24 protein-coding genes are annotated in these 23,198 nt (G+C 44.9%); 11 read left to right on the forward strand and 13 right to left on the reverse strand.

Features of this window, described 5'->3' with window-relative positions; genetic code table 11:
• Nucleotides 1–10: 10 nt before the first annotated feature.
• The 3 genes from VEJY3_RS15965 to VEJY3_RS15975 are packed head-to-tail and all read right to left on the reverse strand — an operon-like array spanning nt 11 to nt 2,066.
• Nucleotides 11–841, reverse strand: coding sequence for a hypothetical protein (locus tag VEJY3_RS15965; protein WP_014233438.1), 831 nt, complete (start codon nt 839–841; stop codon nt 11–13).
• Nucleotides 841–1,698 (reverse strand): ABC transporter ATP-binding protein, encoded by an 858-nt coding sequence (locus VEJY3_RS15970; protein ID WP_014233439.1) that lies wholly within the window; start codon nt 1,696–1,698, stop codon nt 841–843. The genes VEJY3_RS15965 and VEJY3_RS15970 overlap by 1 nt, the downstream gene beginning before the upstream one ends.
• Nucleotides 1,695–2,066, reverse strand: coding sequence for a GntR family transcriptional regulator (locus VEJY3_RS15975; RefSeq protein WP_014233440.1), 372 nt, complete (start codon nt 2,064–2,066; stop codon nt 1,695–1,697). Before VEJY3_RS15975 ends, VEJY3_RS15970 begins: the two co-directional genes overlap by 4 nt.
• A gap of 192 nt (nt 2,067–2,258) precedes the next feature.
• Here VEJY3_RS15975 and VEJY3_RS15980 point away from each other — a divergent pair, with 192 nt between their 5' ends.
• Nucleotides 2,259–3,125, forward strand: a complete 867-nt coding sequence (locus VEJY3_RS15980; protein ID WP_014233441.1) for a hypothetical protein — start codon at nt 2,259–2,261, stop codon at nt 3,123–3,125.
• A gap of 71 nt (nt 3,126–3,196) precedes the next feature.
• On the opposite strand, the gene nagB is transcribed toward VEJY3_RS15980, so the two are convergent.
• Entirely contained in the window at nt 3,197–3,997 is an 801-nt protein-coding gene (nagB, locus tag VEJY3_RS15985) for a glucosamine-6-phosphate deaminase (RefSeq protein WP_014233442.1), read from the reverse strand.
• A 380-nt stretch (nt 3,998–4,377) separates the two neighbouring features.
• Between nagB and VEJY3_RS15990 the strand changes: the two genes are divergently transcribed.
• Complete coding sequence (locus tag VEJY3_RS15990) at nt 4,378–4,629, forward strand: DUF3081 domain-containing protein (RefSeq protein WP_014233443.1); 252 nt, start codon at nt 4,378–4,380, stop codon at nt 4,627–4,629.
• Nucleotides 4,630–4,782: 153 nt separating this feature from the next.
• Here the strand turns inward: VEJY3_RS15990 and VEJY3_RS15995 are convergent, their stop codons facing one another.
• Entirely contained in the window at nt 4,783–5,136 is a 354-nt protein-coding gene (locus tag VEJY3_RS15995; protein WP_014233444.1) for a DUF413 domain-containing protein, read from the reverse strand.
• Nucleotides 5,137–5,284: 148 nt separating this feature from the next.
• Here VEJY3_RS15995 and VEJY3_RS16000 point away from each other — a divergent pair, with 148 nt between their 5' ends.
• Nucleotides 5,285–6,178 (forward strand): LysR family transcriptional regulator, encoded by an 894-nt coding sequence (locus VEJY3_RS16000; RefSeq protein WP_014233445.1) that lies wholly within the window; start codon nt 5,285–5,287, stop codon nt 6,176–6,178.
• Nucleotides 6,179–6,255: 77 nt separating this feature from the next.
• On the opposite strand, the gene VEJY3_RS16005 is transcribed toward VEJY3_RS16000, so the two are convergent.
• The 3 genes from VEJY3_RS16005 to VEJY3_RS16015 all read right to left on the reverse strand — a co-directional run bounded on the left by VEJY3_RS16005 (nt 6,256) and on the right by VEJY3_RS16015 (nt 8,030).
• A complete protein-coding gene (locus VEJY3_RS16005; RefSeq protein ID WP_014233446.1) occupies nt 6,256–6,951 on the reverse strand; it encodes a pirin family protein in 696 nt (231 codons plus the stop codon).
• A gap of 80 nt (nt 6,952–7,031) precedes the next feature.
• Nucleotides 7,032–7,475 carry a DoxX family protein gene (locus tag VEJY3_RS16010; protein ID WP_014233447.1) on the reverse strand — a complete coding sequence of 148 codons (444 nt, stop codon included), beginning with the start codon at nt 7,473–7,475 and terminating at the stop codon, nt 7,032–7,034.
• 351 nt (nt 7,476–7,826) lie between these two features.
• A complete protein-coding gene (locus tag VEJY3_RS16015) occupies nt 7,827–8,030 on the reverse strand; it encodes a hypothetical protein (RefSeq protein ID WP_014233448.1) in 204 nt (67 codons plus the stop codon).
• 194 nt (nt 8,031–8,224) lie between these two features.
• Between VEJY3_RS16015 and VEJY3_RS16020 the strand changes: the two genes are divergently transcribed.
• Entirely contained in the window at nt 8,225–9,592 is a 1,368-nt protein-coding gene (locus VEJY3_RS16020; protein WP_014233449.1) for a DNA-3-methyladenine glycosylase 2 family protein, read from the forward strand.
• Nucleotides 9,589–10,071 (forward strand): methylated-DNA--[protein]-cysteine S-methyltransferase, encoded by a 483-nt coding sequence (locus VEJY3_RS16025; protein ID WP_014233450.1) that lies wholly within the window; start codon nt 9,589–9,591, stop codon nt 10,069–10,071. The genes VEJY3_RS16020 and VEJY3_RS16025 overlap by 4 nt, the downstream gene beginning before the upstream one ends.
• 120 nt (nt 10,072–10,191) lie before the next feature.
• Here the strand turns inward: VEJY3_RS16025 and VEJY3_RS16030 are convergent, their stop codons facing one another.
• Entirely contained in the window at nt 10,192–10,800 is a 609-nt protein-coding gene (locus VEJY3_RS16030) for a YitT family protein (protein WP_014233451.1), read from the reverse strand.
• Between the two features lie 336 nt (nt 10,801–11,136).
• Between VEJY3_RS16030 and VEJY3_RS16040 the strand changes: the two genes are divergently transcribed.
• Nucleotides 11,137–11,532, forward strand: a complete 396-nt coding sequence (locus tag VEJY3_RS16040; RefSeq protein ID WP_014233452.1) for a GFA family protein — start codon at nt 11,137–11,139, stop codon at nt 11,530–11,532.
• Nucleotides 11,533–11,534: 2 nt separating this feature from the next.
• Here the strand turns inward: VEJY3_RS16040 and nhaD are convergent, their stop codons facing one another.
• Both nhaD and VEJY3_RS16050 read right to left on the reverse strand, forming a co-directional pair.
• Nucleotides 11,535–12,965, reverse strand: coding sequence for a sodium:proton antiporter NhaD (gene nhaD, locus VEJY3_RS16045; protein WP_014233453.1), 1,431 nt, complete (start codon nt 12,963–12,965; stop codon nt 11,535–11,537).
• 412 nt (nt 12,966–13,377) lie between these two features.
• On the reverse strand, nt 13,378–14,403 hold the full coding sequence (locus VEJY3_RS16050; protein WP_014233454.1) for an acyltransferase: 1,026 nt from the start codon (nt 14,401–14,403) through the stop codon (nt 13,378–13,380).
• Between the two features lie 250 nt (nt 14,404–14,653).
• Between VEJY3_RS16050 and VEJY3_RS16055 the strand changes: the two genes are divergently transcribed.
• Both VEJY3_RS16055 and VEJY3_RS16060 read left to right on the forward strand, forming a co-directional pair.
• Nucleotides 14,654–15,244, forward strand: coding sequence for a TetR/AcrR family transcriptional regulator (locus VEJY3_RS16055; RefSeq protein WP_014233455.1), 591 nt, complete (start codon nt 14,654–14,656; stop codon nt 15,242–15,244).
• A gap of 130 nt (nt 15,245–15,374) precedes the next feature.
• Nucleotides 15,375–16,232, forward strand: a complete 858-nt coding sequence (locus VEJY3_RS16060) for an alpha/beta hydrolase (RefSeq protein WP_014233456.1) — start codon at nt 15,375–15,377, stop codon at nt 16,230–16,232.
• A gap of 102 nt (nt 16,233–16,334) precedes the next feature.
• On the opposite strand, the gene VEJY3_RS16065 is transcribed toward VEJY3_RS16060, so the two are convergent.
• Nucleotides 16,335–18,884: a glycosyl hydrolase family 18 protein gene (locus VEJY3_RS16065; RefSeq protein WP_014233457.1), complete on the reverse strand. Its 2,550-nt coding sequence runs from the start codon at nt 18,882–18,884 to the stop codon at nt 16,335–16,337.
• A 517-nt stretch (nt 18,885–19,401) separates the two neighbouring features.
• Here VEJY3_RS16065 and VEJY3_RS16070 point away from each other — a divergent pair.
• The gene (locus tag VEJY3_RS16070) at nt 19,402–19,686 is read left to right on the forward strand and encodes a pyrimidine/purine nucleoside phosphorylase (RefSeq protein ID WP_014233458.1); all 285 of its coding nucleotides are present in this window, start codon (nt 19,402–19,404) and stop codon (nt 19,684–19,686) included.
• 284 nt (nt 19,687–19,970) lie between these two features.
• Entirely contained in the window at nt 19,971–20,255 is a 285-nt protein-coding gene (locus VEJY3_RS16075) for a hypothetical protein (RefSeq protein WP_014233459.1), read from the forward strand.
• Nucleotides 20,256–20,281: 26 nt separating this feature from the next.
• On the opposite strand, the gene VEJY3_RS16080 is transcribed toward VEJY3_RS16075, so the two are convergent.
• Nucleotides 20,282–21,439, reverse strand: a complete 1,158-nt coding sequence (locus tag VEJY3_RS16080) for a GGDEF domain-containing protein (RefSeq protein ID WP_014233460.1) — start codon at nt 21,437–21,439, stop codon at nt 20,282–20,284.
• A 407-nt stretch (nt 21,440–21,846) separates the two neighbouring features.
• Here VEJY3_RS16080 and VEJY3_RS16085 point away from each other — a divergent pair, with 407 nt between their 5' ends.
• Nucleotides 21,847–23,187, forward strand: coding sequence for an MATE family efflux transporter (locus VEJY3_RS16085; protein WP_014233461.1), 1,341 nt, complete (start codon nt 21,847–21,849; stop codon nt 23,185–23,187).
• Nucleotides 23,188–23,198: the final 11 nt, after the last annotated feature.

The following is a 23,198-nucleotide window of genomic DNA, read 5'->3' on the forward strand; positions in this document are numbered from 1 at the left end:
ACTTCGACCGTTATTGAATGGTTCGGCTGACTCTCAGGCATGCTGCCCAGGCTAATAAGCCAATAAAGACATAAATTCCGAGATTAGTTTTTCCAACTTCAGCTACTGCATCCAGTGGATTTGGCGCGATGATCGCGTGGAAAGGCAGGGTGAATATCTCAGAAAAGAACTGATCCACTCCGTAATAACCAAACAAAGCGATCGGCATCCAGCGCAGCGCATAAATGGCGATAAATAAGATCACCAGCGGTGAGTTTACTTTCTGTGAGATAACCATGGTGGTTAAAGCCAAAGGTAGCAGCAGAAAACCAGCCAACCCCATCCTTAACAGAAACTCACTCCAATGCAGTAAGACATAGCCTACTGATGAGTAGCGATACAAGAAACCGATTTGATGATTGGTGGATACGTTGAGTGACCACAACATAAAATCGGCAATGATCACCAAGGCAGAACACACTAAAGGTATCACTAACAGTCCAAAGACGAGCTTGACGACGTGCGTCTGAACATCGCTGATCGGCATACTACGCCAGAACATGATACTGCCTTCTGAACGCTCTTTGCGTAGCGTTCTCGGAAAATATTGGGTACCAAGTAGAATGGAAAGTAAGCCTGCACCTCCCGCAATGAGAGAACTTAACTCTTCCCCCAGCTGTTTTTGGATACCGTTGGCATCACCGCCGACACTCATTTGGAAGAAGAAATTTTGCTGAAGGTTCGAGTTGCTCATTAAACCGATAAACAACAAGGTCCCACAGACAAACATAAAAAATGGCACCCGAGACACGAGTGGGTTTTCTAGCCATTCTTTATTTAACATCGTCATTATAGAACGCATTAAGCTACCCCTTTTTGCAACGCGAGAAACAGATCAGCAAGCGTGACACCGTGAATGTCACCTATACCATCGACTTGTGCGGCGTACCTTGCGGGGAGTAACCACTTCGTTGTACCAAGCCCTTTTTGGGAAGAGAGAGGATGCATCGCTTCAATTTGTCGATGGTATTGATCTTGTGCATCAAGAATGAAGTAGTCTTCATGGATTTTATCCATCGATGTTTGCAAAACAGAATGACCGTGCTTGAGGATCAGGACATCCGTTAACAGGTGTTCGATTTCGGCCACTTCATGGCTGGCGATGATCAATATGCGTTCACCATCGTGAAACCATTCCAGTAGATGACGATAAAATGTATCTCGATAAACTAAGTCTAAACCGAGAGTTGGCTCATCAAGGATCAGAATTTGCGTATTAGTCGCGATGACTATCGCCAGATGCAACTGTACTTTCATCCCTTTTGACAACGCTCGAATGCGAGACTTTGCTTTGATATCAGTTTGGTGAAGTATGGCATCGGCTTTATGACGATCAAAACCTGGGTGAACCCCCTCGGTATAGGCCAGCAGCTGTTCGACTGTCATCCAGTCTGGTAACACATTCACATCTGAGATATACGACAAGTGCTGCATGATTTTGTGGCGTTGCATGACGGGCTCATAGCCGTTGATGAGAATCGTGCCTTTATATTCATGAGCGCCGAGCAGCGCGTTAATTAACGTTGATTTACCAGCGCCATTGTGACCGAGTAAGCCGAGCACCTGACCAGGATGCAAGTCAAAACTGATATCGTGTAGTGTTTCTCCTTGTTGGCTATAGTGTTTGGAGAGGTGCTTTACACTGACGGTTGCGTTCATTGGTCACCTTTAATTTGTAATTTGAGTTGCAGGATAAGTTCATCGAGAGACATATCCAGATGCTTTAACGTGTCGGCTATCTGAGGAATTTGCTCATTAAGGAAGCGTTTTTTTTCTGTGGCGAGTAATCGTTGTTTCGCGCCAGATGAGACAAACATACCCTGACCGAGTTTCTTTTCTACGACGCCTTGTTCAACCAAGAGTTGGTAGCCTTTCATGACAGTCAGGTGGTTAATTTTCATATCAGCAGCGACACTACGAACAGAAGGCAAAGCCTCGCCCTCCTTCCAAGTTCCTTGCAGGATTTGCTGAGTGAGCAGGTCCGCCAACTGACGAAAAATTGGCTGACGATCATGCCAATGTTTCATGATGAAACCTTTTGGCCAAGTTAGTGTTATATATAGGTATAACACCTTGGCGTTTATATAGAAAGCTCTGCAAGAAGATGAGTGAGAGTTATGGTTTATTGATTGCCCAAGAGGTTTGTCATAGGTGTCACTTCAAGTAATAAAATCAATAAGTTAATATTCAACTAATTGACCAGCAGCCAGAGGTAAAACATGTCTGAAAAAGTATCGACGTCAGCATTAGCAAAAATGCGTAATGTAGAAGCCAAGCTATTGTTCGCCGATCTTCAGCGAGCGGGTTATATCACACGTCAAGACGACAAATGGCTGTTGACGGAAGAGGGGGCTAAATTCGGCGGAGAATATGTCGAACATGCCAAATTTGGTCAATTCATCGTGTGGCCAACCACACTGCATATTGAACTCTCTTCAACGATCGGTAAAACATTCAGTGCGACGCAACTAGGGGATAAGCTCAACTTAAACCCGAAGCGTATTAATCAACTATTGAGCGAACTGGGTTGGATCAATAAATCAGAGGCAGGCTGGAACGTGACTGCCACGGGGGTTCGAGCCGGAGGAAAGCAGAGAATTGACAAGGAATCTCAACATTCTTTTGTTGTCTGGCACGAAGTCGTTCTGAAAAACAAGCGCTTGAAGCAGTCTGTGGTCGAGTTTTTAGGTCAGGATGCGGAGTCTCACTCGACGGACAAATCTTTTTCTAGTTTTCGTCAAAAATTTGAAGCCAAACACCGCACTTTAGACGGACATTATGTGCGCTCGAAAGGTGAGCTGTTAATTGATAACTGGCTCTATTTGGCTGGAGTGGTACATGCCTACGAACGCCAACTGCCGATTGAGCAGGATGTCACCAGTGATTTCTATTTGCCAACTGGCAAAGTCTATTTGCAGTTTTGGGGAAGTGATCATGGTGAGATTAGCCAAGATGACCGAGAGACAATCCGTGCTGTTTATGAGCAACACCAATTCAACTTGATTGAAGTTGATGCTAGTGAACTCGAAAGGTTAGATGAGGTATTACCCCAACGGTTACGTCAGTTTGGTATCAAAGCGTATTAAACGATAAACAAAAAACCCGTGAGTGATCACGGGTTTTGTATTTCTAGCGTGGGCTAAAAATTGCGCTGCGATTAGAAGCCTTTGATGTTTTCTGCTTCTAGTTCAGAGAAGTATTTTACTGTCTTCACTTTTAGCTCTTGCTGAGAAGGCTCGTCACATACGATCACGGCTTTCGGATGCAGTTGAAGTGCTGAGACTGTCCATAGGTGGTTAACGCAGCCTTCTACCGCAGCTTCAAGAGCAAGTGCTTTGTTGTGGCCTGTTACCAGAATCATTACTTCTTCAGAATCCAGAAGTGTGCCAACGCCGATAGTCAGAGCGTATTTTGGAACTTGGTTGATGTCGCCGTCAAAGAAACGAGAGTTCGCGATACGAGTGTCTTCCGTCAGAGTTTTGATTCGAGTGCGAGAAGAAAGCGAAGATGCTGGCTCGTTGAACGCAATGTGACCGTCGTTACCCACACCGCCCATGAACAAATTAATCTTACCGTAAGATTTGATCTTATCTTCATAGCGTTTGCATTCAGCATCGTGGTCGTCAGTATTGCCGTTCAGCAAGTTGATATTTTCTTCTTGGATATCAATGTGGTTGAAGAAATTGCTGTACATGAATGAACGGTATGATTCAGGGTGATCGGCTGGGATGCCGATGTATTCATCCATGTTGAAAGTCACAACGTGCTTAAAGCTGACTTCACCCGCTTTATGCAGTTCAATCAATGCGTTGTAAGTTGCTAGAGGAGTGCCACCAGTAGGTAGACCCAGAACGAATGGACGTTCAGCAGTAGGTTGGAAATCGTTGATGCGTTTTGCGATGTGTGCTGCTGCCCACTTACCTACTTGTGCTGCTTGAGTTAACGGGATAAGTCTCATTTTGTGCCCCTAGTAATTGAATTTAAGATGTTCTGAAACATTAATTCGCATTATAAAATAAGTTGTCGGCAACTGCTATTGTTTTAGGTCAAAAATTTGCTTTTTCTTTGAGCGTTGTTGTTTTTATCAACAAATGAGCCTTCAAATAACACTAAAAAGGACCAGTATGCCGTTTTTTACTTCTTATTAGCTTAGAGTGTATTGAGGTAAATTTCATGGCTGAAATTAAGTTTTTCATCGTGTGGAAATACGGCCGTGACGCAGAAAAGTCACAAGCATCGGCAGATATGAGAATGTTTTGATTTCAGATAAGCTCGATAATGGCAAGGTGTCAGTTCCTTATCCATAATTAAGGCGTGTGTATTGGTGAGGAACTCGCTATGAAAAACGAATTAGATCCAAGCAAAGTATTATCGGCATACGAAAATGTGATGAACAATGGTACCCCAACTGAGTTTGGGAAGATCTATGAAGGGGTTGAGGCGTTTTCTGACTATGATGGCTACAACGTATTTTTGAGAGGCAACGGTGTGGAGTTAAAGATTGGTTTCCACAATACCTACAATCTTGAATACGATCAGGAACACTTGAAGGAGAGTTTTTTGAAAAAGATTGCCATGCTTGCCAAGTAAACCAACACGGTTTTATGAACAAATAAAGCCCTCGGGAGAACGCGACCTTGGGCTTTAGGAGAAGAAACAAATCACAAACGTTCAATCTTAAGGCGAATGAACGCTTGTCTAAGTCTTCGACTTAACTATCTATTAGATAGTTATACTGGTTAATTAATCGTCTTCAACCAAACTCTCTTCCGTGTAGTCTTCCGTTGCATCCGGCTTGTTGCGTCCGTTTAGCGTATGGAAGCGCTTGCGACCACGAGCGAGTTGCGTGTATTTTAACCACGTACGCTCAATTTTGGTTTTTGCTTTGCCTGGGTGTTCTAACACCTTAACGAAGTGTTTCTCTTCGCTGTTTTCCGGTGTTAACTCGCCTGTTTCCAGACCAAGCATTGTATCCCCATAAATTGTTAGAATTTCCTCTTCTGCAAGAGTAAAATCACCAGACTTTGCAAATCCGCGTGGGAATTTTACGTTATCGTAAAATCGTTTTTTGCCATGACGGAATTCAGTGTCAGACATGTCAACAGCCTCTGTAACCGTTATTGATGAATGTAATGAACTAAGGCGAAAATTAGGCGCAAACCTAACAAAAGAAAAACAAATTTTTTTTATCGTCATGATTTTAAATAGTTGTTAATCTGGTTTGATATTAACCAGGAGATGGTTTATGGATGTAAAGGTCTTTCGAACATTTTTAGAGCTGGCAAGGGTTCGTCACTTTGGACGTGCTGCTGAGAACTTGTATATTACCCAAGCAGCGGTCAGCGCTCGCATCAAGCAACTGGAAAGTTATTTCGATACTCAATTGTTTATTCGTGATCGCAATAACATAAAGCTAACGTCTGCGGGTGAGCGATTAATTAGTTACGCTGAGGTGATGGTCACCACATTGCAGCAAGCCAAGCTGGAACTGTCACTCGATGATGGTAAAGCGCTGCAACTTACCTTAGGTGGCACCCCGAATATTTGGGATGCGTATCTACAGAACTGTTTGAGTGTGGTCACCGATTCTTTCGGCGGCTATGGCTTTATGGCGGAAGTCATGGGGCGCGAAATGCTCAGCCGTAGTCTTTTAGAGCGTACTCTGGACATGGCATTTGCCTTTGACCAGATAAAAGCGGATGAGCTGAACTGTAAAAAAGTGGCTGATGTTGTGCTTGTTCTGGTATCGACCGAACAAGATTCGCTAGATACGGTATTTGATAAAAAATACGTATACGTTGACTGGGGCACCCGTTTTGCTTCTGAGCATTCCGAGCGCCACCCGAAAATCCCGGCGCCGTTCTTACGGACCTCAACTGCGCGTATTGCACTGGACTTTATTCTAGAAAAGGGTGGGGCCGCCTACCTACCGATATCTCTTGTTGAGCCATTTATTGCTAATGGGCAGCTCTACAAGGTGTCTGGAGTGGAAGACTGGCATCGCCCTATTTACTTGAGCTATCGCAAAGCCAGCTCGTCTGTAGAGGCGATTAAGCAGGTTGAAGAGATAGTGAAGCAGGTTGATCCCCTTACCGCATACAGCTTGCAGCAAATTGGATCAGGTGCGTCTGACGAATAAGCCATCATTTGCTGTGAAATGAACACAAAGTAAAAGCCCCTGATGTGATATCAGGGGCTTTTTTATCAAAACTGGGATTACGCTAAGTCAAACACCAGTGCGAGAGTCTGTGCCGTGGAGTGATTACGAAATGTGACGCTGTTTTGCTGCTCAATCTTCGCACCATCACCTTCAGCCAATGTTGTGCTGTCGACATCAAGCGTGCTTCGAACCTGATGAACATAAAGGTTTCTGCTTTGCTCAACACTAAACGTCAGTTCTTGGTTTGGGTCTAAAATCAACTGGTATAAACGCGCATCCTGTTTGATGTGTAGGGTGCCATTTTCACCTGTTGGCGTCGCAATGGGCGTGAGTCCGCTGTGCTGGCCAAAATTCTTTTGTTGATAACCCGGTTTGTTTCCAAATGAGTTTGGCTGTATCCAGATTTGAAGAAAACGCAGAGGGTTGGTTTCCGAAGCGTTAAATTCGCTGTGGTAGATCCCCTTACCTGCCGACATTAACTGAAATTCACCCGAGGGTAATTTCTGCACATTACCTTCACTGTCTTTGTGAGCAATTACGCCCTCAAGTACATAGCTGATGATCTCCATGTCTCGATGACCATGAGTGTCAAAGCCAGCGCCTGGTTGGACGATGTCGTCGTTGATCACACGGAGATCAGAAAAGCCCATGTGTTGAGGATCGTAGTAGCTGCCAAAAGAAAAAGTATGCTTACTGTCCAGCCAGCCAAAATCAGCTCTTCCTCGATCTTTTGCGTGTCGCACTGTGATCATCTGTGTTTCCTCAGTATTCGTGTTCAGATATGGGGTTCAGAGTGGAACTGCACTCTGAACCGTACGTCCAGGAAGGGAAATTAAGAAAGCTTCTTGTTTAAAAGGTTATCCAGACCAGCTTTACCAGCACCTGAGAAAATCAGAGAAACGCTCGCTGCTAACAGTGCTAATCCAAACTCATAACCGTTGTTTGCCAGGAACAGACCGTTCTCGAAGTGAACCGAAAAAATAGCGATAAGCATGGTAAAAGAAAGTACGGTCGCTGCTGGTCGAGTCAGTAAGCCTAATAGAATAAACAAACCACCAAAGAACTCACCACTACCTGCTAAGAAAGCCATTAAAACACCAGGACCTAAGCCAATCGATGCCATCCACTGACCAGTGCCTTCCAGTCCGTAGCCACCAAACCAGCCAAATAGCTTCTGAGAGCCGTGTGCCATAAAGATGATGCCGATAGGAATGCGAAGTGCCAGCGTGCTGAAACCTGCGTTTGATGCGGTAATTTTTTGTAGAAGTGCTTTCATGATTCTGTCCTCATACGATGTTTTTTGAGCGGGAGTCCATTCTCCCTTGCTGTTGAGTACAGTTTAGGTCGGGTTTATACGATAAAAAATTGGGGTTATTTGATGCTCTAGTTCAATAAATTCGAACTAGTAGTTTTTTGCCTTTTAAATCAGTTTATTAAGATTGTATTCGGTGTTTGTTTTTCCTGAAAAAATCGAGGTTTCTTAATCACTATGTCATTTTTTTCGAAAGAGAGGGGGGATTAACTTTGGTGATAAATCTATGAAACTAGAACAAAAAAATAGAGCACGGGGGCGTGTGCTCTATTTTTTCGATATTAATGAGGGAGGAGGCTTCCTCGGGAACAAGAATTAGAGATTCATCAAACTTTCAAGCGACTCCTCTACATTGTTGTAGTGATAAGTCCTAATATTACCCCCATCGGTAGTATTGATTTGAATTTCTGAAATCTCGTTATTTGAGTCTCGCTCAATTATTCCGATAGAATGATCAACGGATTTACTCGTAATAACCTTTTGGTTTCTAAGCACAATTACGCATGTGTGTAAGTCCATACCAATTCCCTTTTAGCCGACGTTGTTGTGATGTTCTGGTCTTAACTTTAGTGTAGAAATACGCTAATGCCAACTATTCTCAATATTGAGTTCCGAAAATGGCTAACCTCAGTAAACACCTCGTTCTACAATGAGCATATAGCCCATTGAGCAGATGAACTGCTCGTTAAGATTGTGCAAGCAAGGACAGCATCATGCTTATACACCCCTACACGTCATTGACGTTTGAGCAGTGTCAGAAAGCGCGTATGTCACGTGATAGCCGTTTTGATGGTCGATTTTATATTGGTGTTAAAACAACCGGTATTTTCTGCCGACCAATATGTCCAGCTAACTTACCGAAAGAAGAGAATGTCGAATATTTTACGGACAAAACTCAGGCTATTAAGGCAGGTTATCGCCCTTGTTTGCGCTGCCGACCGGATAGTGCGCCTGGTTCGTGGGCCTGGAGAGGCGTAGAAACCACGTTTCAACGCGCTATCTCTATGATTGATAAGGGCGAGTTGCATCATCATTCGGTGTGTGAACTAGCAGAGCGTGTAGGAATATCTGATCGTTATTTGAGAATGTTGTTCGAACAGTACCTAGGTATGTCGCCCAAGCAATATGCTCAATATCAGCAATTGATGTTTGCTAAACAGTTACTGCATTCGAGTTCGATGTCTGTTACCGAAGTGGGCTTTGCCGCAGGTTTTAACAGCACGCGCCGGTTTAATGATGCTTTTCAAAAGTTTCTCAAATTGACACCGTCTCAGGTTAGGCGTAATGAGTTTGAAACAATGGAAACGAATCGGATCGTGTTACCGTTTCGCGGCGAATTTAATTGGCAGCATATGTTGGACTTTTATCGTTTAAGGGCGATCGAAGGCGTGGAAGTGCTGACGGAAAACAGTTACAGCCGTACGGTTTGTGTCTCAGGAAGCAAAGCGTGGTTTAAAGCGACGAAAGGTGAAAGCCATCTCGAACTGGACTTCGAAATTGAAGATGTCGCCAAATTACAGAATTTGGTGACCAGTGTTCGCCGAATGTTTGATCTTGACGCTGATATTTGCACGATAGAGCGGCATCTCAGTTATGTTGCCCCTGGGGTTGTAAAGAGTAGTGGTATTCGGATTCCTGGCGTGTGGAGTACATGGGAAGCGGGCGTTCGGGCAATTTTAGGCCAGCAAGTTTCGGTTAAAGCGGCGATTGGCCAGTTGAATCTGCTGGTAGATAAACTCAGTGCAGAAGGAGAAGTGCGTTATTTTCCTGAGCCAATTGACATCGTGAATGCGGACGTGAGTTTTTTACGCATGCCTCAGAGTCGAAAGAATACGTTAGTGACCTTTGCACAATATATGTTGGATAATCCACAAGCGGAACCACAGCAATGGTTAAAACTTAAAGGTATTGGGCCCTGGACGGTGAGTTATGCCGAGCTTCGGGGAGAGTCTAACCCTGACTGTTTTTTGCATAACGACTTAGTCGTAAAAAAGGCAATGCAGCGCTTCCCGTCTCTCAATAGCCATACCGCGTCACCTTGGGGAAGTTACGCAACTTTTCATTTATGGAATCAATCATGAAAACAATCTATACCGAAATGCCCAGCCCGTTAGGCACCGTGACGATCCAAGCTAACTCTGACGGCTTACTTGGTATTTGGTTTGAAACCTGTACAACAAAACCGGATGATTTGGGTGAACGAGATGATCGCCAGCCAATCTTGCATCAGGCCGTTGTTCAGTTAGGGGAATACTTTTCTGGGTTAAGGAACGAGTTTGATCTTCCCTTGGCGGCCACGGGGACGGATTTTCAAAACCAGGTCTGGCATGCACTAACAACCATTCCTTACGGAGAAACCTGGAGCTATCAACAGCTTGCAGACGCAATAGGCAATCCTAAGGCCGTGCGTGCCGTAGGGTTGGCCAACGGGAAAAATCCAATTTCTATCGTCGTTCCCTGTCATCGTGTCATTGGTAAAAGTGGGAAATTGACCGGCTATGCGGGTGGCGTTGAGCGTAAGCAGAGGTTACTGGCTTTGGAGCAGGGCAAGCCTCTTTGATTGAGATGAGAGTGTTCTCAGACTGAACCGAACTTAAGCTTACTTACTTTTATTGAGTATAAAAAAGCCCCGAGACGTTGGCTCGGGGCTTTTTCTATTTCTTCAGGCATTATCTGGCGATTATGCTTCCTGAGGTTTGGGTTGGTAACGGCCAGGTTTATGATTCATGGCAAGAATCAGGTTGATAATCACAGCCCCCATTACAGATAGAGCGATGATGTAAACATCCACGATAAACAGAGACATGATGACAATGGCACAATCCAACGCCATCTGTACTTTACCCGCCCGGATTCCGAAGCGTTCCTGTAGATACAGCGCCAGAATGTTAAAGCCGCCAAGGCTCATCTTATGGCGAAAGATAACCAACATTCCGATACCGATCAGTCCACCACCCAGAAGTGCCGCATACACCATATTGATTCTCGAAATTTCAATCACTTGATGCAGATGGTCTACCGCGAAAGAGACAATCGTCACCGCAATAAAGGTATTGATGGAAAATCGCCAGCCCATACGTGTTACAGAAAGAATGTAGAACGGGAGGTTGAGTGCGAAAAAGATTTGACCAAAACTGAAATCACTCACTTTGGTGAGGAATATCGCTAAACCTGCCGTGCCGCCAGTCAGTAGTCCAACTTTGCTGAAAATAATAACCCCCAAAGACACCAACGCACTGCCAAGCGTCAGAGCCAAGAGGTTCTCTCTAAAGCTATGATCTTTATCCATAAAAGTTTTTCCTTGGTTTAAACCCTTCCAGCCACATTGGCAGCTGGAGTCGGGGATGCGGTCGCCAAAGTGGCCACCAAAATATTTGCAATAGTATTGATATAACCTGATGACGTTATGCTGCTGCGTGAGCTAGGGAGGTTGGCAATACTTCAGAAAAACACGCCATTGTTAGCCTCCCAATTGTCACTGAAACCGCTTAAGTCTGGGTTACTTGCGCATAAAATGTCTTGAAAAGTGACCAATGTCGAGTTTTCAACAAACATTGAATTTTTGTTAGCCTGTTTAACATAATGTACACGTTGTAAAGTTGAGCTAGAAAAAGAAAGGAAAATCATGATAAAGCGAGTTGGACCAACTGAAATTAACGCTTTGCACAGGCTGAGTTGTCATTGTGGAGCAGTAGAACTAGAGCTTTCATTACCTAATGGCATTGAAAAACCAAGACGATGTGATTGCTCTATGTGCCGCCGGCGTGGTGCTATTGTGGCTTCTGTCCCCCTAAGTGGCATTCGAATTGTTAAAGGAGAAGAAAAGCTTAAGCTTTATCAGTTCAATACCCTTACCGCAAAACATTACTTCTGCAGCGAATGCGGTATTTATACCCATCACCAGCGTCGCTCAGACCCTACTGAATATGGTTACAATGTCGGGTGCCTTGATGGTGTCAATCCATACGATCTAGGTGATATTGAAGTGATGGATGGCGTGAACCATCCATCAGACAGATAGCGTTACTGAAACAAGCCACCGTTCATCCAGACATGTGCAGCGATGCTGGTGGCGTAACCCAGAGCAATCACCGGTGTCCACTTTAAGTGACCAAAGAAAGTGTATTGACCACGTGCTGCTCCCATTAACGCGACGCCAGCGGCCGAACCGATAGAGAGTAAACTACCACCGACACCCGCAGTGAGTGTGACCAGAAGCCAGTTGCCGACAGACATATCTGGCTGCATAGTTAATACGGCAAACATCACTGGAATGTTATCCACGATGGCTGAAAGTATGCCGACCATTACGTTCGCCCACATTGGATTCCATTCGGTGTACATCACATGAGAAACCAGCTCTAAATAGCCAAGCAAGCTAAGCCCACCAACGCACATTACGACTCCGTAGAAGAAGAGTAAGGTATCCCACTCCGCACGTGACACACGATGGAACACATCAAACGGCACGACGGAACCGATACGTTTCAGAGCCTGCTCGTCGCCATTCGCAATCGCGATGGCCGTTTTTTTCGCTAAAGACTGCTTGAGTGTCCGACGTAGGAAATAGCCAAAAAATTGCAGGTAAGCCAAGCCCATCATCATGCCTATCACAGGAGGGAAGTGCAGCACGGCATGGAAAGAGACGGCGGTAGCGATGGTCAGTATGAATAACAGAACAATGCGTCTTGCTCCGCGTTTCAGCTCCACGTGCTCATGTTTGGTATTGGGTTTGGTGTTTGGTACAAACAGCGACATCAAAAAGGCTGGGACTAAATAGTTGACCAAAGAAGGGATAAACAGAGGAAGAAATTCAGAAAATCTGACGTGACCCGCTTGCCAGACCATTAACGTTGTAATATCACCAAAAGGGCTGAATGCACCGCCCGCGTTGGCGGCGATGACGATATTGATACAAGCCAGATTGACGAATTTTGGGTTGTCGCCAGAGACTTTCATTACTACAGCACACATCAACAGTGCCGTCGTTAAGTTATCCGCGATGGGTGAAATAATGAATGCGAGGAAACCTGTCAGCCAAAACAGCTTTTTAAAGCCGAAACCCTTACCCACCATCCACGCTTGTAAAGAGTCAAAGAGTCTTCGCTCTTCCATGGCGTTGATGTAAGTCATCGCCACTAATAGAAATAGCAGCAATTCTGCGTATTCAAGCAAGTTGTGCTCTAACGCAGCTTTAGCGACATCCTGTTGGTTGTGTTGAGTAAAGGTGTACCCGATCAGAATCCAAATTAACCCTGCTGCGAGAAGTACAGGTTTGGATTTTCTCATCTTGAGATACTCTTCCAGCATAACCAGAGCGTAAGCAATAGAAAACAGAACCAGGGCGGTATAGCCAACGGTAGAATTAACTAGGTTGAGCTCGCTGGTGACCGCAGCCATGCTGGAGCTTGAGAATAACAAACAGCAGAAAGCTACAATTGGGTAAATTGGCATAGACATTTCTCCCTTGTCTTGTTGGAGAAATATTAGCCATAAATTAAGAGGTTAGTTGTGAGAAAGCTCGAATTAACGGTAGGAACCGGGCGTTATGCCACTATTTTCTTAGTGACACGATACCCGCTACGCAACATAAAATCGCTGCGGCATACAAACCGTAAGTCAGCCAATGGCTTATTTCTAAAAAAGGAGTGACTCCTTGAGATGCCCACATACAGCCTCCGTTAAATGAGCAGTGTTTTATTTATTGGGTAAATCTAAAGGAAATGCTCAATGTTTTTTGTGAGTATCGACAAAATTATTGAGGCTCATAGCGCTAAAATTTTAGCCAGTGAGAAATCACTCTCATTTTTGTTTGGCTTGCTCCAACGAACGTGTCAGAGCAAGCTATGACACGCATTTTATTGATTTATCTAAGTAATAGTTTTCTTAGTGGTGAAGCCTCAATACTTTTGACTAAAAGCAATGTGGCGACAATGGTGGTTGAGTAAATGAAAACATCTTTAACTAAACCTTGTAATAGGAGAATGCCTGCTACATTCATCATGATAATTACCACCAGTAGGTGGCTAACGTAGATTCCTAATATGCTCGGTGACCACTTGTGCACCCATGACATATTGCCAAAATTGGGGTTAGCAAGTAGCCACATGAAAATACCAAGTGACCAAATAACGGTCCCAAATAAGAAATCATGAGTGTTAAACATAACGTTGTGTTGCATCAGTCGATTGGCTTCTGCAAAGTGAAGCCCCAAACCAATCACCATCAGGAATAAGGCTTTGCTGCTAGACCATTGCCATTGTTTCTCTCTGGCCAGATAACCCAGTACAACCAGTAATGTACTAAAGAAAGGGCCATTGCGAGTAAAAAAGGGAGCTGGCAGTTCAGTTAATGTAGAGTAACTTCCTGCTAAAACTCCATATACGTAAAACAATAAAGCGATAGGAAGTAGGAGTCGTGACTGCCCAGCTTTGACCAGAAAAGCGATAAGTGTCACGGCTATCAGGAGTGCCGGCAGGAACCACAAGTGAACCAAGCCCCCTTCTAGCAATGAGTTAATCGGGGATTGCATCAGATAATCCCAGTAACCTTGTCGCTCTGCTAAATAACCCGCTTCAGAGACAGTTTGCCATCGGAACGGTACGACTAGGCAAATTACACTCCACACTAGCCAGATCCTGATTAACGGTTTGGCGTAGCTCTTCAGTGTTTTAATTGGATTGGTACTGAGTTTGGGCTGAATCAAATAGCCCGAAATAAGGAAAAATAAAGGAACCGCAAATCGAGACATCTGGTTAATAATGTACCCGACCCAGGGCACCTCGCCCCATTGCCAGTATGTGAGAGCCATTTGACAGTGAAGACCAATTATCGCCAACATGGCGATGATTCGGGCAAATTCTAAACTGGCGATCTTCTTTTTGGTTGTCATAAATTACTTACCTGAACATAAAACTATTCAGCGAAAGTAACAGTTCCCGAATAACGGTGTACGTGAAGAAATCAACTCATGCTCTCTTGGTGACAGGTAATGTTTTAAATTCAGACGTGGTTCAAGCTTCTCATTTATATACCTATCACGGAACTCAATATACCGATCGTTGCAATTGTTCTTGCCAATGAATGGTTAGACCAGAACACTAAACCTTGCATAAAAGAACGACCGTGCTAAAAATACTGTTATGAAAAAAGGAAAAGTAACGAAAGAGTTTATTCTGCAACGAGCCTTTGAGATTGCCAGTGAAGAGGGGCTGGAAAGCCTTACCATTGGTGAACTGGCAAAGCTGTGTGGGATGTCGAAAAGTGGCCTGTTTGCTCATTTTAACTCTAAGCTGAACTTGCAGCTTTCGGTACTCGAGCACGCGAATCAAGTCTTTACTTCTCGGGTGATAGAACCTGTTCGGGAGCTAGGGGATGACCATATAGAGAGAAAAATTCGTGGGTTGTTAGATTCATGGATGACTTGGAACCACTCTTTTCAGGGTAGTTGTATGTTTCTTGATGCCTGGAACGATACTGCAGCGGATGATTGTCCATTACAAGTGGCATTGAGAAAATCGATCAATACATGGTTGAACTACTTAGAAATACAAATCGCGAAAGGAAAAGATAATCGTGAGTTCTCAAGTGATTTAGACACCAAGCAGGCAACCTTTGATTTGTACGGGCAGTATCTAAGCGCGCATGTGTTTTATTCGATTAAAGGCGAGGCAGAGAGTCAGAGACTGTTCTGGCAAGGGATAGATAACTTGTTTGCTCGTTGGAAAGCGTAAGTATCCGGTTTCGAGTCAGTTAAAACACAAACACATTCAATATATTAGAGAGGGCGACAGAGTTCGCTCTTTCTTATCAGCACAAAAAGCACGACCGTTCTATTTTGTGCTGCTAGTTAAGGGAAAGATCATGAGCGACAAAATTTACTTTAATACTTCGCAGCGTTTTAGCGTTAAACGTAGCTTGGTTAATATCAGTACCCGCCTACATCACACTCTGGCACCGTCACACGCCAAAAGTACTGCAAGAAAGCTCCTTTTGACGCCAGTGCGTACTAAACCGAAAAATGCAGAGCCTGAAGGTTTGGTCAAAGGGGAGATCCAAGGGTTTGATGGCGTGATTAAAACCTACTCACTTGGAACTGGCCCTATTTGGGTTCTGACTCACGGTTGGTCGGGAACCGCGAGCCAGTTTTTTCCTCTGATGGAACATATCGCCGCGAAAGGCTTTACCGCACTGGCTTACGACCATCCTGCTCACGGTGAGAGTGAAGGTCAGTATGGTCACATTCCCGGTTTTATTCGTGGTCTTGAAGATGTGTTGGATTCGGTTGATGACATTGCGGGAGTAATTGGTCACAGTATGGGTACCGCTTCTGCACTGGAATGTCGTCACAGCAAACTGGAGAACAAGCCATTTTTGCTCATCGCGCCTGTTCTAAACTATGTAGAAAACCTGTTTGGTAGTATTGCGCGCTCAGGCTATTCCATGAAGCTGTTTCATGCAGTGGTATCAGAAGTGGAAGCGCAGTTTGATTACCCGTTACAGTCAATTGACCCGCTAAAACGCCTTTCTGAGCGTGAGTCAGTGACGATTATTGTTCACGATGAGCAAGACAAGTTCACTAAACACAGTATCTCAGCAAAAGCGGCGGAGGACATCGCCAATGTTGAGTTAGTCACCACGCAAGGTCAAGGCCATGGCCGAGTCATGAAGTGCGAGCAAGTATTTCAAAGTTTTGACCGCTTAATCGAATCTAAAGCGTAGTGGTTTTATAAAAATAAAGGACAAGGAAGCGAGTGCTGCCCTTGTCCTTTAAACATCATGGTTATGCTTTAGCTTTGTAGAAAGTAGCTTGGTTAGTGCGGCTTAGTTGCAGCTCGCTGTGCCTACTTGTTTCCAAACACCCCATTCACCTGTCGTTGTTGGGTCCTCGCCGCGAGTCCACCACTTCGCCTCCCAAGTACTGCCAGCATGCGTCACTTGATCACCCCCTGTGTAAACCGCATATGAATCCCAAGCGTTATCACATGTGCCCGTATTTGGATCTGTGGTGTATTGTGCAACGACTATGGTTGTACTTGCGGTCGCGGATGCTTCACCGTCACTCACACTCACCGTGAAGTTTAGGCTGGTATCCTGGGAGTACTCAGCAGCAGTAAAGGTCACTTTCGCACCTTCAACGGTCGCGTTTAAACCTTGTGGTAGCGTCCAGCTAAACGTGAGTGTGTCGTTGTCTGCGTCGCTAGATCCCGACGCGTCTATGACCACAACCTCACCTGCATTCGCTGTTGCTGGAGCGGTGATTTGTGCAACTGGCACTGTGTTTTGAGGTGGTTCGATAACGCCTGCTGGCTTCACGGTGACCACAACAAGATCAGAAGCGGTTGCACCTTCGTTATCTGTTACTGTAAGTTTGAACGTCAGTTGTTCTTCTGCGGTTACTTCAGCCACATCGAAGCTTGCGTTTGCACTATTTGCTCCGGTCAGGGTTACTGCTGTACCAGATATTTGCTCCCAAGCGTAGCTGGCGATCGTACCGTCAGAATCGGTGGACTGGCTGCCATTTAGCGTCACGGTTGTAGGACCTGCTACGGATTGATCTGCGCCAGCGGTTGCTGTTGGAGCGCGGTTTGGCTGCTCAATAACCGCACCAGACATACCTTCGTGCATGGCATTGAGGATATCGCCGTTATCTGCATCAATCTCCCAGGAGAATAGACCCGCAAGCCCAAGCGTTTTAGCGTAGTTGCCTTTTGCTAGTACGGAACGGTGGTCATCAAAAGTAATCAGCTCGCCCGTTGAGCGGTTCCATACCCACGGCGCTTCTGCCAGATCATCGTAACCGTATTCAAAGCCGTTGATCCCAGTGCTATTCGCTCCAAGCATGAATGACTTAATGCCTTTGTAATCGATAACGCCAGCTTCCCAGACACCTTGTGTAGTACTGCCTTTTAGCTTGCCTGTTGCAGTACCTGTCATTGGATCATTTGGATCGGTTAGGGTGTCCGGTGTTACCCCTTCCCAGCCACGACCGTACATAGCAGTACCGAGTACGAGCTTATTGGCAGGGACGCCTTGGGCGAGAAGAAGCTGGATACCGTTGTCTGCAGTATAGGCTGGCCCTTTGAACGGTTCGCCGTTTTCATCAACACCACTGCCATCACACTGACCAGGGCGCATGAACGACCCGCAGTAAAGGGCGGTCTGATGCCCTGGTACGTTGTTCCACCCGCCATAGAAGTCGTAGGTCATCGCGAAAATGTAATCCATATATTGGACCGCGTCCGCGTAGTCAACGTCTTCGATCTTGTCGTAACCCACACCAATGGCTGAAGTGAGTTCGTATGTTCGGCCTGTCTCTGCCTCTAACTCATCCAACATTGCACGCAGTTCACGCATTAGAGCAACATATGCGGGGCCATCGTTGATGGGGTCGCCTCGGTCTGTCGCTGCACCGCCGCCGCCAGGGAATTCCCAGTCAATATCGACGCCATCGTAAAATTTCCATGTGTTGAGGAATTTTTTAACGGAAGCCACAAAGGTGTCTCGATTGGCTTTATCGACGAAATCAAAGAATGGATCAGACAGAGTCCAACCACCAATCGATGGGATGATTTTCAGCTCAGGGTTACGTTGTTTCAAGGCCATCAGCATTGCGTAGTTACCCTTGATCGGAGTGCTGTATTCATGACCGGCTTGTGGGAAGCTCTTTTGGTACGCAGCCCATGGATCATGGATAACGACTTCATAATCAGGTACGCCGTTACAGGCGGTTTGCAACGCGTTAAAGCTATTCCCGCCAACGGATTTAACGGATTCATTAGGGCCACAAATTGGGATGAAGCCGTAAAGGATGTGGGTTAGGTTGTCTGCCGGAATATTGTCTACGGTGTAGTTACGGCCATAAATGCCCCACTCAACAAAGTAAGTCCCCATCACCACGCTAGGGTCTGTGCTGTAAGATTTGTTGTTTGGATCCACATTCATCGTAAGCGGTTTTAAGTGCGAGCCATCAGTGTCAGCGATGGTAATTTCAGCCGGGGCACTTCTCGCACAACCTGTTTCATCACACGCTTCGATCTCCATTTGATACAAACCGCCTTGACCATATTCGAAGTTGGCGGTGGTTTGGCTACTGGTAATGGCGCCAGTGGCAACTTGGGTACCATCAAAGTAGATGTTGTATGTGTCGCCCGTCGAGCCGCTCCACTGGTTGAATGTCACCGCAATCTTTGCTTGGTCATGGTAGGTCACCATATTGTGGTAACCGGATGTGGTTTCCATGGCCAATTCAATTTTAGAAAACTGAAGGTTGTTGGAACCGTACAGATCAATACTTGGTGCAGTTGGAGCAGCGACAGTCGCTCCGGATAATGCCAAAGCAACGCCTGCGGCACATAGGTTAAATCGAATCATAACTTCTCTCTATCCTTAGATTCATGTTCTATCACAAACACAATCTGCTCTTACGCCAAAGTCCGGCACCACCTGCAAAAGCATCACGTTTAGCATTTCAGAGAGTTTTTTTTCGTCAAAAAAAATCAAAGCGTTTTTCGAGTCACTTGAGAGAAGTTAAATAAAACTCGTACGCTGTTGCACGTGAAATACAATCTTGAGTCAATAATCTAAAAATATTCTGCAGAAGCAGTATTTATCGTTTACGCACTTAAAGAAAAATCAAAATGAAGCGTATTTATTTGTCTGAATATCTTGGGAATTCTTACATCTAAAGGCGCTAGGAGATTGAGGGCTCAGGTGCCACATTGTCTATTTGTTATGCCTAAATAATCACCGGTTTTGATGTGCTATGCATGATAAGAAAACCTAGTTATGAACCTATTTGTCACTAATGTTTAATTAGAAGGCTTTATGGGCTTGAGTCATGGAGAAAAACAGGGTAAAAAAGGTCAGATTTTTAATGAGGGAACTGATAATGAGTATCAAGGAAAACAGCTATTTTGCAGGCGGTGTGAAGTCACTAGGTTTTAGTCAACACGAGCAAGAAGTGAGTGTCGGAGTGATGCTTCCAGGAGAGTACACGTTTGGTACACAAGCTCCAGAACGCATGACAGTAGTGAAAGGTGCCCTTATTGTTAAACGTGTAGGTGAAACTGACTGGACAACATACAACAGCGGTGAGTCTTTTGACGTTGAAGGCAACTCATCGTTTGAACTACAAGTTAAAGATGCGACAGCGTACTTGTGTGAATATCTATAAAACACCGTCTTGCACCGTGAATTGAAGCCACCTTCGGGTGGTTTTTTTGTGTGTACTTAGGGTCTGTTGACCTTTCGAGCTGATTTTTGCAGCAGTTGCTGCCCAAAGGGTTCGGCTAAAAGCGCTATACTCTTTGTTGAGAGGTGCTTTACTTAGAATTACTAAGCTACAAACAACTAGCCGTCCGCCTCTCGCCGCGATTAAAGCGCTTTTATCTCGAACAAAAATTAACCACGAAAGATAAACAGACCCTAGAGAGTACTCATCAATCCAAGGAGGAAATGATGTCAGTACAACGCAAACACACTGATCTCCCTCCACGTTACGAGGTTTATGATTTTACTACAGAGCAAAGACGACGCTTCACTGCTGTGGCGAATGCTGCGCAAAAGCGGCGAGATTTGTATAAACGAGTATTAGATAACGAGCTGTTGGGTAAATTGAGTCAACAAACCTGCAAACCTAACGAGGCTCCACATCAAGGAAAAACCAGACGTGCAAGCCAAGTCATCTGGTTAGTGGTTATCCTGCTTGTTGGTTTATGGGCGACGTATTGGTTCGCTTATTAGTATTCTGTAAACGTTCACTCGACGAGCTAATAAACCTCTCCGATTTCTGGTTGGCGCAACTGTTGGGTGCTCAATTCTTCCAACTGCACACAATCTTCATAGTAGGCGTACTGATTTTTTCCGGTGTGTTTTGCTACATACATGGCTTTATCTGCACATCGAATCAGTTCCGATAAGTCGTTTGCATCTTGTTTATAAATCGCCGCCCCGACACTCATCGTGATTTCATTAATGAGGTCGTAATCTAGAGAGCGGTTTGAGAATACATTAACAATGCGTTTTAACACTTCGTCCAAACTTTCTTTGTTAGGCACATCGTGTAGTAGCAGGACAAATTCATCACCGGCAAACCGAGCGATAGAATAATCATTCTTCGGGGGAGTGTGGCCAGCTAAGCGAGTGCTCTCTTTCAATCGAGAAGCAAATGTCTTTAGAACGTGATCACCAACGTCATGGCCATAGTTGTCATTAATGAGTTTAAAGTTGTCGAGATCGAGGAAGATAACGGCGGTCAAACCTTTGGTTTGATAGCGATCGATTTCGCTCAGTTTTTGTCGTGCCCAAGTTTCAAAGCTCCAGCGATTGGCCAAACTGGTCAGTTGGTCAAAATAGGCCAGTTCTTCAATGCCTTCTCGATAGAGGACTTGAATGTAATTCAGAACCTTGGCGTAGTAATAAGAAAATGTATGACAAACAAAGCTAATCGCAATCAACGTCAACATAAACCGACGCTCAATCATAGGAGTGGCGGTTGGTAATCTATCCAGAAAAGCGATGCCGAAAAAAATAAAGAGTATGTAGGTACAGCTAAAGAGAAGCCCAACTTTAAACTCGTTGATAAGAATGAGGGTTGCGACAATTGGATACAGCCACAAAATTTTTCCTGAAGGCGCATCATTAAACAGTAGTAACAGCAAACCTTCTAGCATGAGTACTGCGCTTAAAAGTAGATCGGCATACTGGTGATGTTTTTGTACTTTTATCATGTAGCAAATTGCAAAGCAGGCAAGCGCAGATAAAGCATGGAGCAAACACAGCCCCCAGTGCTGCTCAAATGCTTGAACAATCGCACCATAGACTAGGCAAGTGGCGGCGATGCTCGAACATATAAAAACAATCTTCTTTTTTCTCGTTGCGCGGATATCCGCCATCTCTTCTAAGCGTGCCCCTGCCAATGTCGACATCTTGTATCCCTAACTTTATAGTTTTAACTCTATTCTAGTTGTTAACTGAGCGATAGATAGAATAAAAGTTCGGCTAACTGTGAAGTAAATCATTTTGAATATGGCGATGAGTAATTGAATTAAAAGTAGATTTTCGAGTCGGCGATGATGTTTAACGCGGGTCATACGCTCTTCAGCTATTGTTTTTTGTATACGTCGAGAAAGTGCCTTTCATATCGTCAATGAGTGACCGTGAGATGAGAAAAATATTACTCATTTCGACGAAATTTTGTTGCTGTTGTGACCGGGATGCGAATAAAATTTGCGCACAGCAACTTTTCGCCCATTTCAAGTATGAATGGCTATTTTCTTAAACTGCTTCACAGTTTCCTGTGAAGCAGTTTTTCATTGTGTGAAGGTTTACAACTATGCCTAAGAGCCAGAACATCAACCAGCGCATGTCCATCGTGACACTCGCTTGGCCGATACTCGTGGAAATTTTGCTAAGGACGGCTTTAGGAACCAGTGATGTATTTATGCTGAGTGGTTACTCAGACAAAGCGGTATCAGCGGTTGGGGTTATTACCCAGTTGACGTTTTTTCTGATCATTGTTTCAACATTTGTGAGCAGTGGGACGGGCATCTTAATTGCACAATACAATGGCGCTGACCGTGAGAAAGACTCGGTTGATGTTGGTGTCGCGAGTGTTGTGCTGTCGGTGATTGTGGGTATTTTCCTCAGCGTGATAGCGGTACTTGGTGCGATATTCTTTTTGCCATATTACGGCCTTGAAGCCCAAGTGGAAGAATACGCGCGCAATTACTTGTTGATCAGTGGCTCGCTGACATTCAATGTCACCATTGGCATCGTGCTAACCACGATTCTGCGTAGTCACGGTTTTTCGCGCTCACCAATGGTGGTTAACCTGCTCAGTGGCGTACTAAACATTGCAGGTAACTACATCGCGTTGTATCAGCCGTTTGGTTTACCCGTTTATGGCGTAGAGGGCGTTGCCGTTGCGACCGTCGTTAGCCAAGTCGTAGGTACATTGATGTTGTTGGTGGTTGTGGCACGTTCGAGTATCCAGTTGCCAATGTCGACCATGAAAAAAGTTCCGGCGGACATCTATAAAAAGATTTTGAAGATTGGCGGCATGAATGCGGGTGAGGTGTTGTCTTACAACATTGCGCAAATCTGTATTGTGTACTTTGTGGTACAGATGGGCACGGCTTCGTTGGCGGCATTTACCTATGCGCAGAATATTGCGCGTTTTTCTTTTGCTTTTGCACTGGCGATTGGTCAGGCAGCGCAGATTCAAACCGGTTATTACATTGGTAAGGGCTGGGTGACCAGCATCCTGAAGCGTATTCAGGTTTATTTCTTGGTGGGCTTTGTTGCTTCTACCGTTGCCACGACCGTGATCTACGTATTCCGAGAAGATATTCTCCGCGTGTTCACTGATCAGCCTGAAATCCTTGCTCTTGCTGGCTCATTGGTTCTGGGATCGATCCTGTTAGAAGCCGGACGTGTGTTTAACCTGATCTTCATTGCTGGTTTAAAAGGTGCGGGTGACATTAAATTCCCAGTGCAAATGGGCATCGTAAGTATGTGGGGCTTGGGCGTGTTGTTCTCTTACGTGCTTGGTATTCACATGGGCTACGGTGTAGTGGGAGCCTGGATGGCAATCGCTTTGGATGAATGGGTTCGAGGCATCATCATGGCAAGACGATGGCGTTCACAAGTGTGGACGAAATTTAAAGTCAGTTAAATGCGTCATAG

Origin of the sequence: Vibrio sp. EJY3 (assembly GCF_000241385.1) — a bacterium.
GTDB classification, from domain to species: Bacteria; Pseudomonadota; Gammaproteobacteria; order Enterobacterales; family Vibrionaceae; genus Vibrio; species Vibrio natriegens.

What these genes read in the sequence shown, in the direction of transcription:
- VEJY3_RS15965 (WP_014233438.1), bottom strand. Translation starts at nt 841, where the DNA reads ATGCGTTCTATAATGACGATGTTAAATAAAGAATGGCTAGAAAACCCA.
- VEJY3_RS15970 (WP_014233439.1), bottom strand. Translation starts at nt 1,698, where the DNA reads ATGAACGCAACCGTCAGTGTAAAGCACCTCTCCAAACACTATAGCCAA.
- VEJY3_RS15975 (WP_014233440.1), bottom strand. Translation starts at nt 2,066, where the DNA reads ATGAAACATTGGCATGATCGTCAGCCAATTTTTCGTCAGTTGGCGGAC.
- VEJY3_RS15980 (WP_014233441.1), top strand. Translation starts at nt 2,259, where the DNA reads ATGTCTGAAAAAGTATCGACGTCAGCATTAGCAAAAATGCGTAATGTA.
- nagB (WP_014233442.1), bottom strand. Translation starts at nt 3,997, where the DNA reads ATGAGACTTATCCCGTTAACTCAAGCAGCACAAGTAGGTAAGTGGGCA.
- VEJY3_RS15990 (WP_014233443.1), top strand. Translation starts at nt 4,378, where the DNA reads ATGAAAAACGAATTAGATCCAAGCAAAGTATTATCGGCATACGAAAAT.
- VEJY3_RS15995 (WP_014233444.1), bottom strand. Translation starts at nt 5,136, where the DNA reads ATGTCTGACACTGAATTCCGTCATGGCAAAAAACGATTTTACGATAAC.
- VEJY3_RS16000 (WP_014233445.1), top strand. Translation starts at nt 5,285, where the DNA reads ATGGATGTAAAGGTCTTTCGAACATTTTTAGAGCTGGCAAGGGTTCGT.
- VEJY3_RS16005 (WP_014233446.1), bottom strand. Translation starts at nt 6,951, where the DNA reads ATGATCACAGTGCGACACGCAAAAGATCGAGGAAGAGCTGATTTTGGC.
- VEJY3_RS16010 (WP_014233447.1), bottom strand. Translation starts at nt 7,475, where the DNA reads ATGAAAGCACTTCTACAAAAAATTACCGCATCAAACGCAGGTTTCAGC.
- VEJY3_RS16015 (WP_014233448.1), bottom strand. Translation starts at nt 8,030, where the DNA reads ATGGACTTACACACATGCGTAATTGTGCTTAGAAACCAAAAGGTTATT.
- VEJY3_RS16020 (WP_014233449.1), top strand. Translation starts at nt 8,225, where the DNA reads ATGCTTATACACCCCTACACGTCATTGACGTTTGAGCAGTGTCAGAAA.
- VEJY3_RS16025 (WP_014233450.1), top strand. Translation starts at nt 9,589, where the DNA reads ATGAAAACAATCTATACCGAAATGCCCAGCCCGTTAGGCACCGTGACG.
- VEJY3_RS16030 (WP_014233451.1), bottom strand. Translation starts at nt 10,800, where the DNA reads ATGGATAAAGATCATAGCTTTAGAGAGAACCTCTTGGCTCTGACGCTT.
- VEJY3_RS16040 (WP_014233452.1), top strand. Translation starts at nt 11,137, where the DNA reads ATGATAAAGCGAGTTGGACCAACTGAAATTAACGCTTTGCACAGGCTG.
- nhaD (WP_014233453.1), bottom strand. Translation starts at nt 12,965, where the DNA reads ATGCCAATTTACCCAATTGTAGCTTTCTGCTGTTTGTTATTCTCAAGC.
- VEJY3_RS16050 (WP_014233454.1), bottom strand. Translation starts at nt 14,403, where the DNA reads ATGACAACCAAAAAGAAGATCGCCAGTTTAGAATTTGCCCGAATCATC.
- VEJY3_RS16055 (WP_014233455.1), top strand. Translation starts at nt 14,654, where the DNA reads ATGAAAAAAGGAAAAGTAACGAAAGAGTTTATTCTGCAACGAGCCTTT.
- VEJY3_RS16060 (WP_014233456.1), top strand. Translation starts at nt 15,375, where the DNA reads ATGAGCGACAAAATTTACTTTAATACTTCGCAGCGTTTTAGCGTTAAA.
- VEJY3_RS16065 (WP_014233457.1), bottom strand. Translation starts at nt 18,884, where the DNA reads ATGATTCGATTTAACCTATGTGCCGCAGGCGTTGCTTTGGCATTATCC.
- VEJY3_RS16070 (WP_014233458.1), top strand. Translation starts at nt 19,402, where the DNA reads ATGAGTATCAAGGAAAACAGCTATTTTGCAGGCGGTGTGAAGTCACTA.
- VEJY3_RS16075 (WP_014233459.1), top strand. Translation starts at nt 19,971, where the DNA reads ATGTCAGTACAACGCAAACACACTGATCTCCCTCCACGTTACGAGGTT.
- VEJY3_RS16080 (WP_014233460.1), bottom strand. Translation starts at nt 21,439, where the DNA reads ATGTCGACATTGGCAGGGGCACGCTTAGAAGAGATGGCGGATATCCGC.
- VEJY3_RS16085 (WP_014233461.1), top strand. Translation starts at nt 21,847, where the DNA reads ATGCCTAAGAGCCAGAACATCAACCAGCGCATGTCCATCGTGACACTC.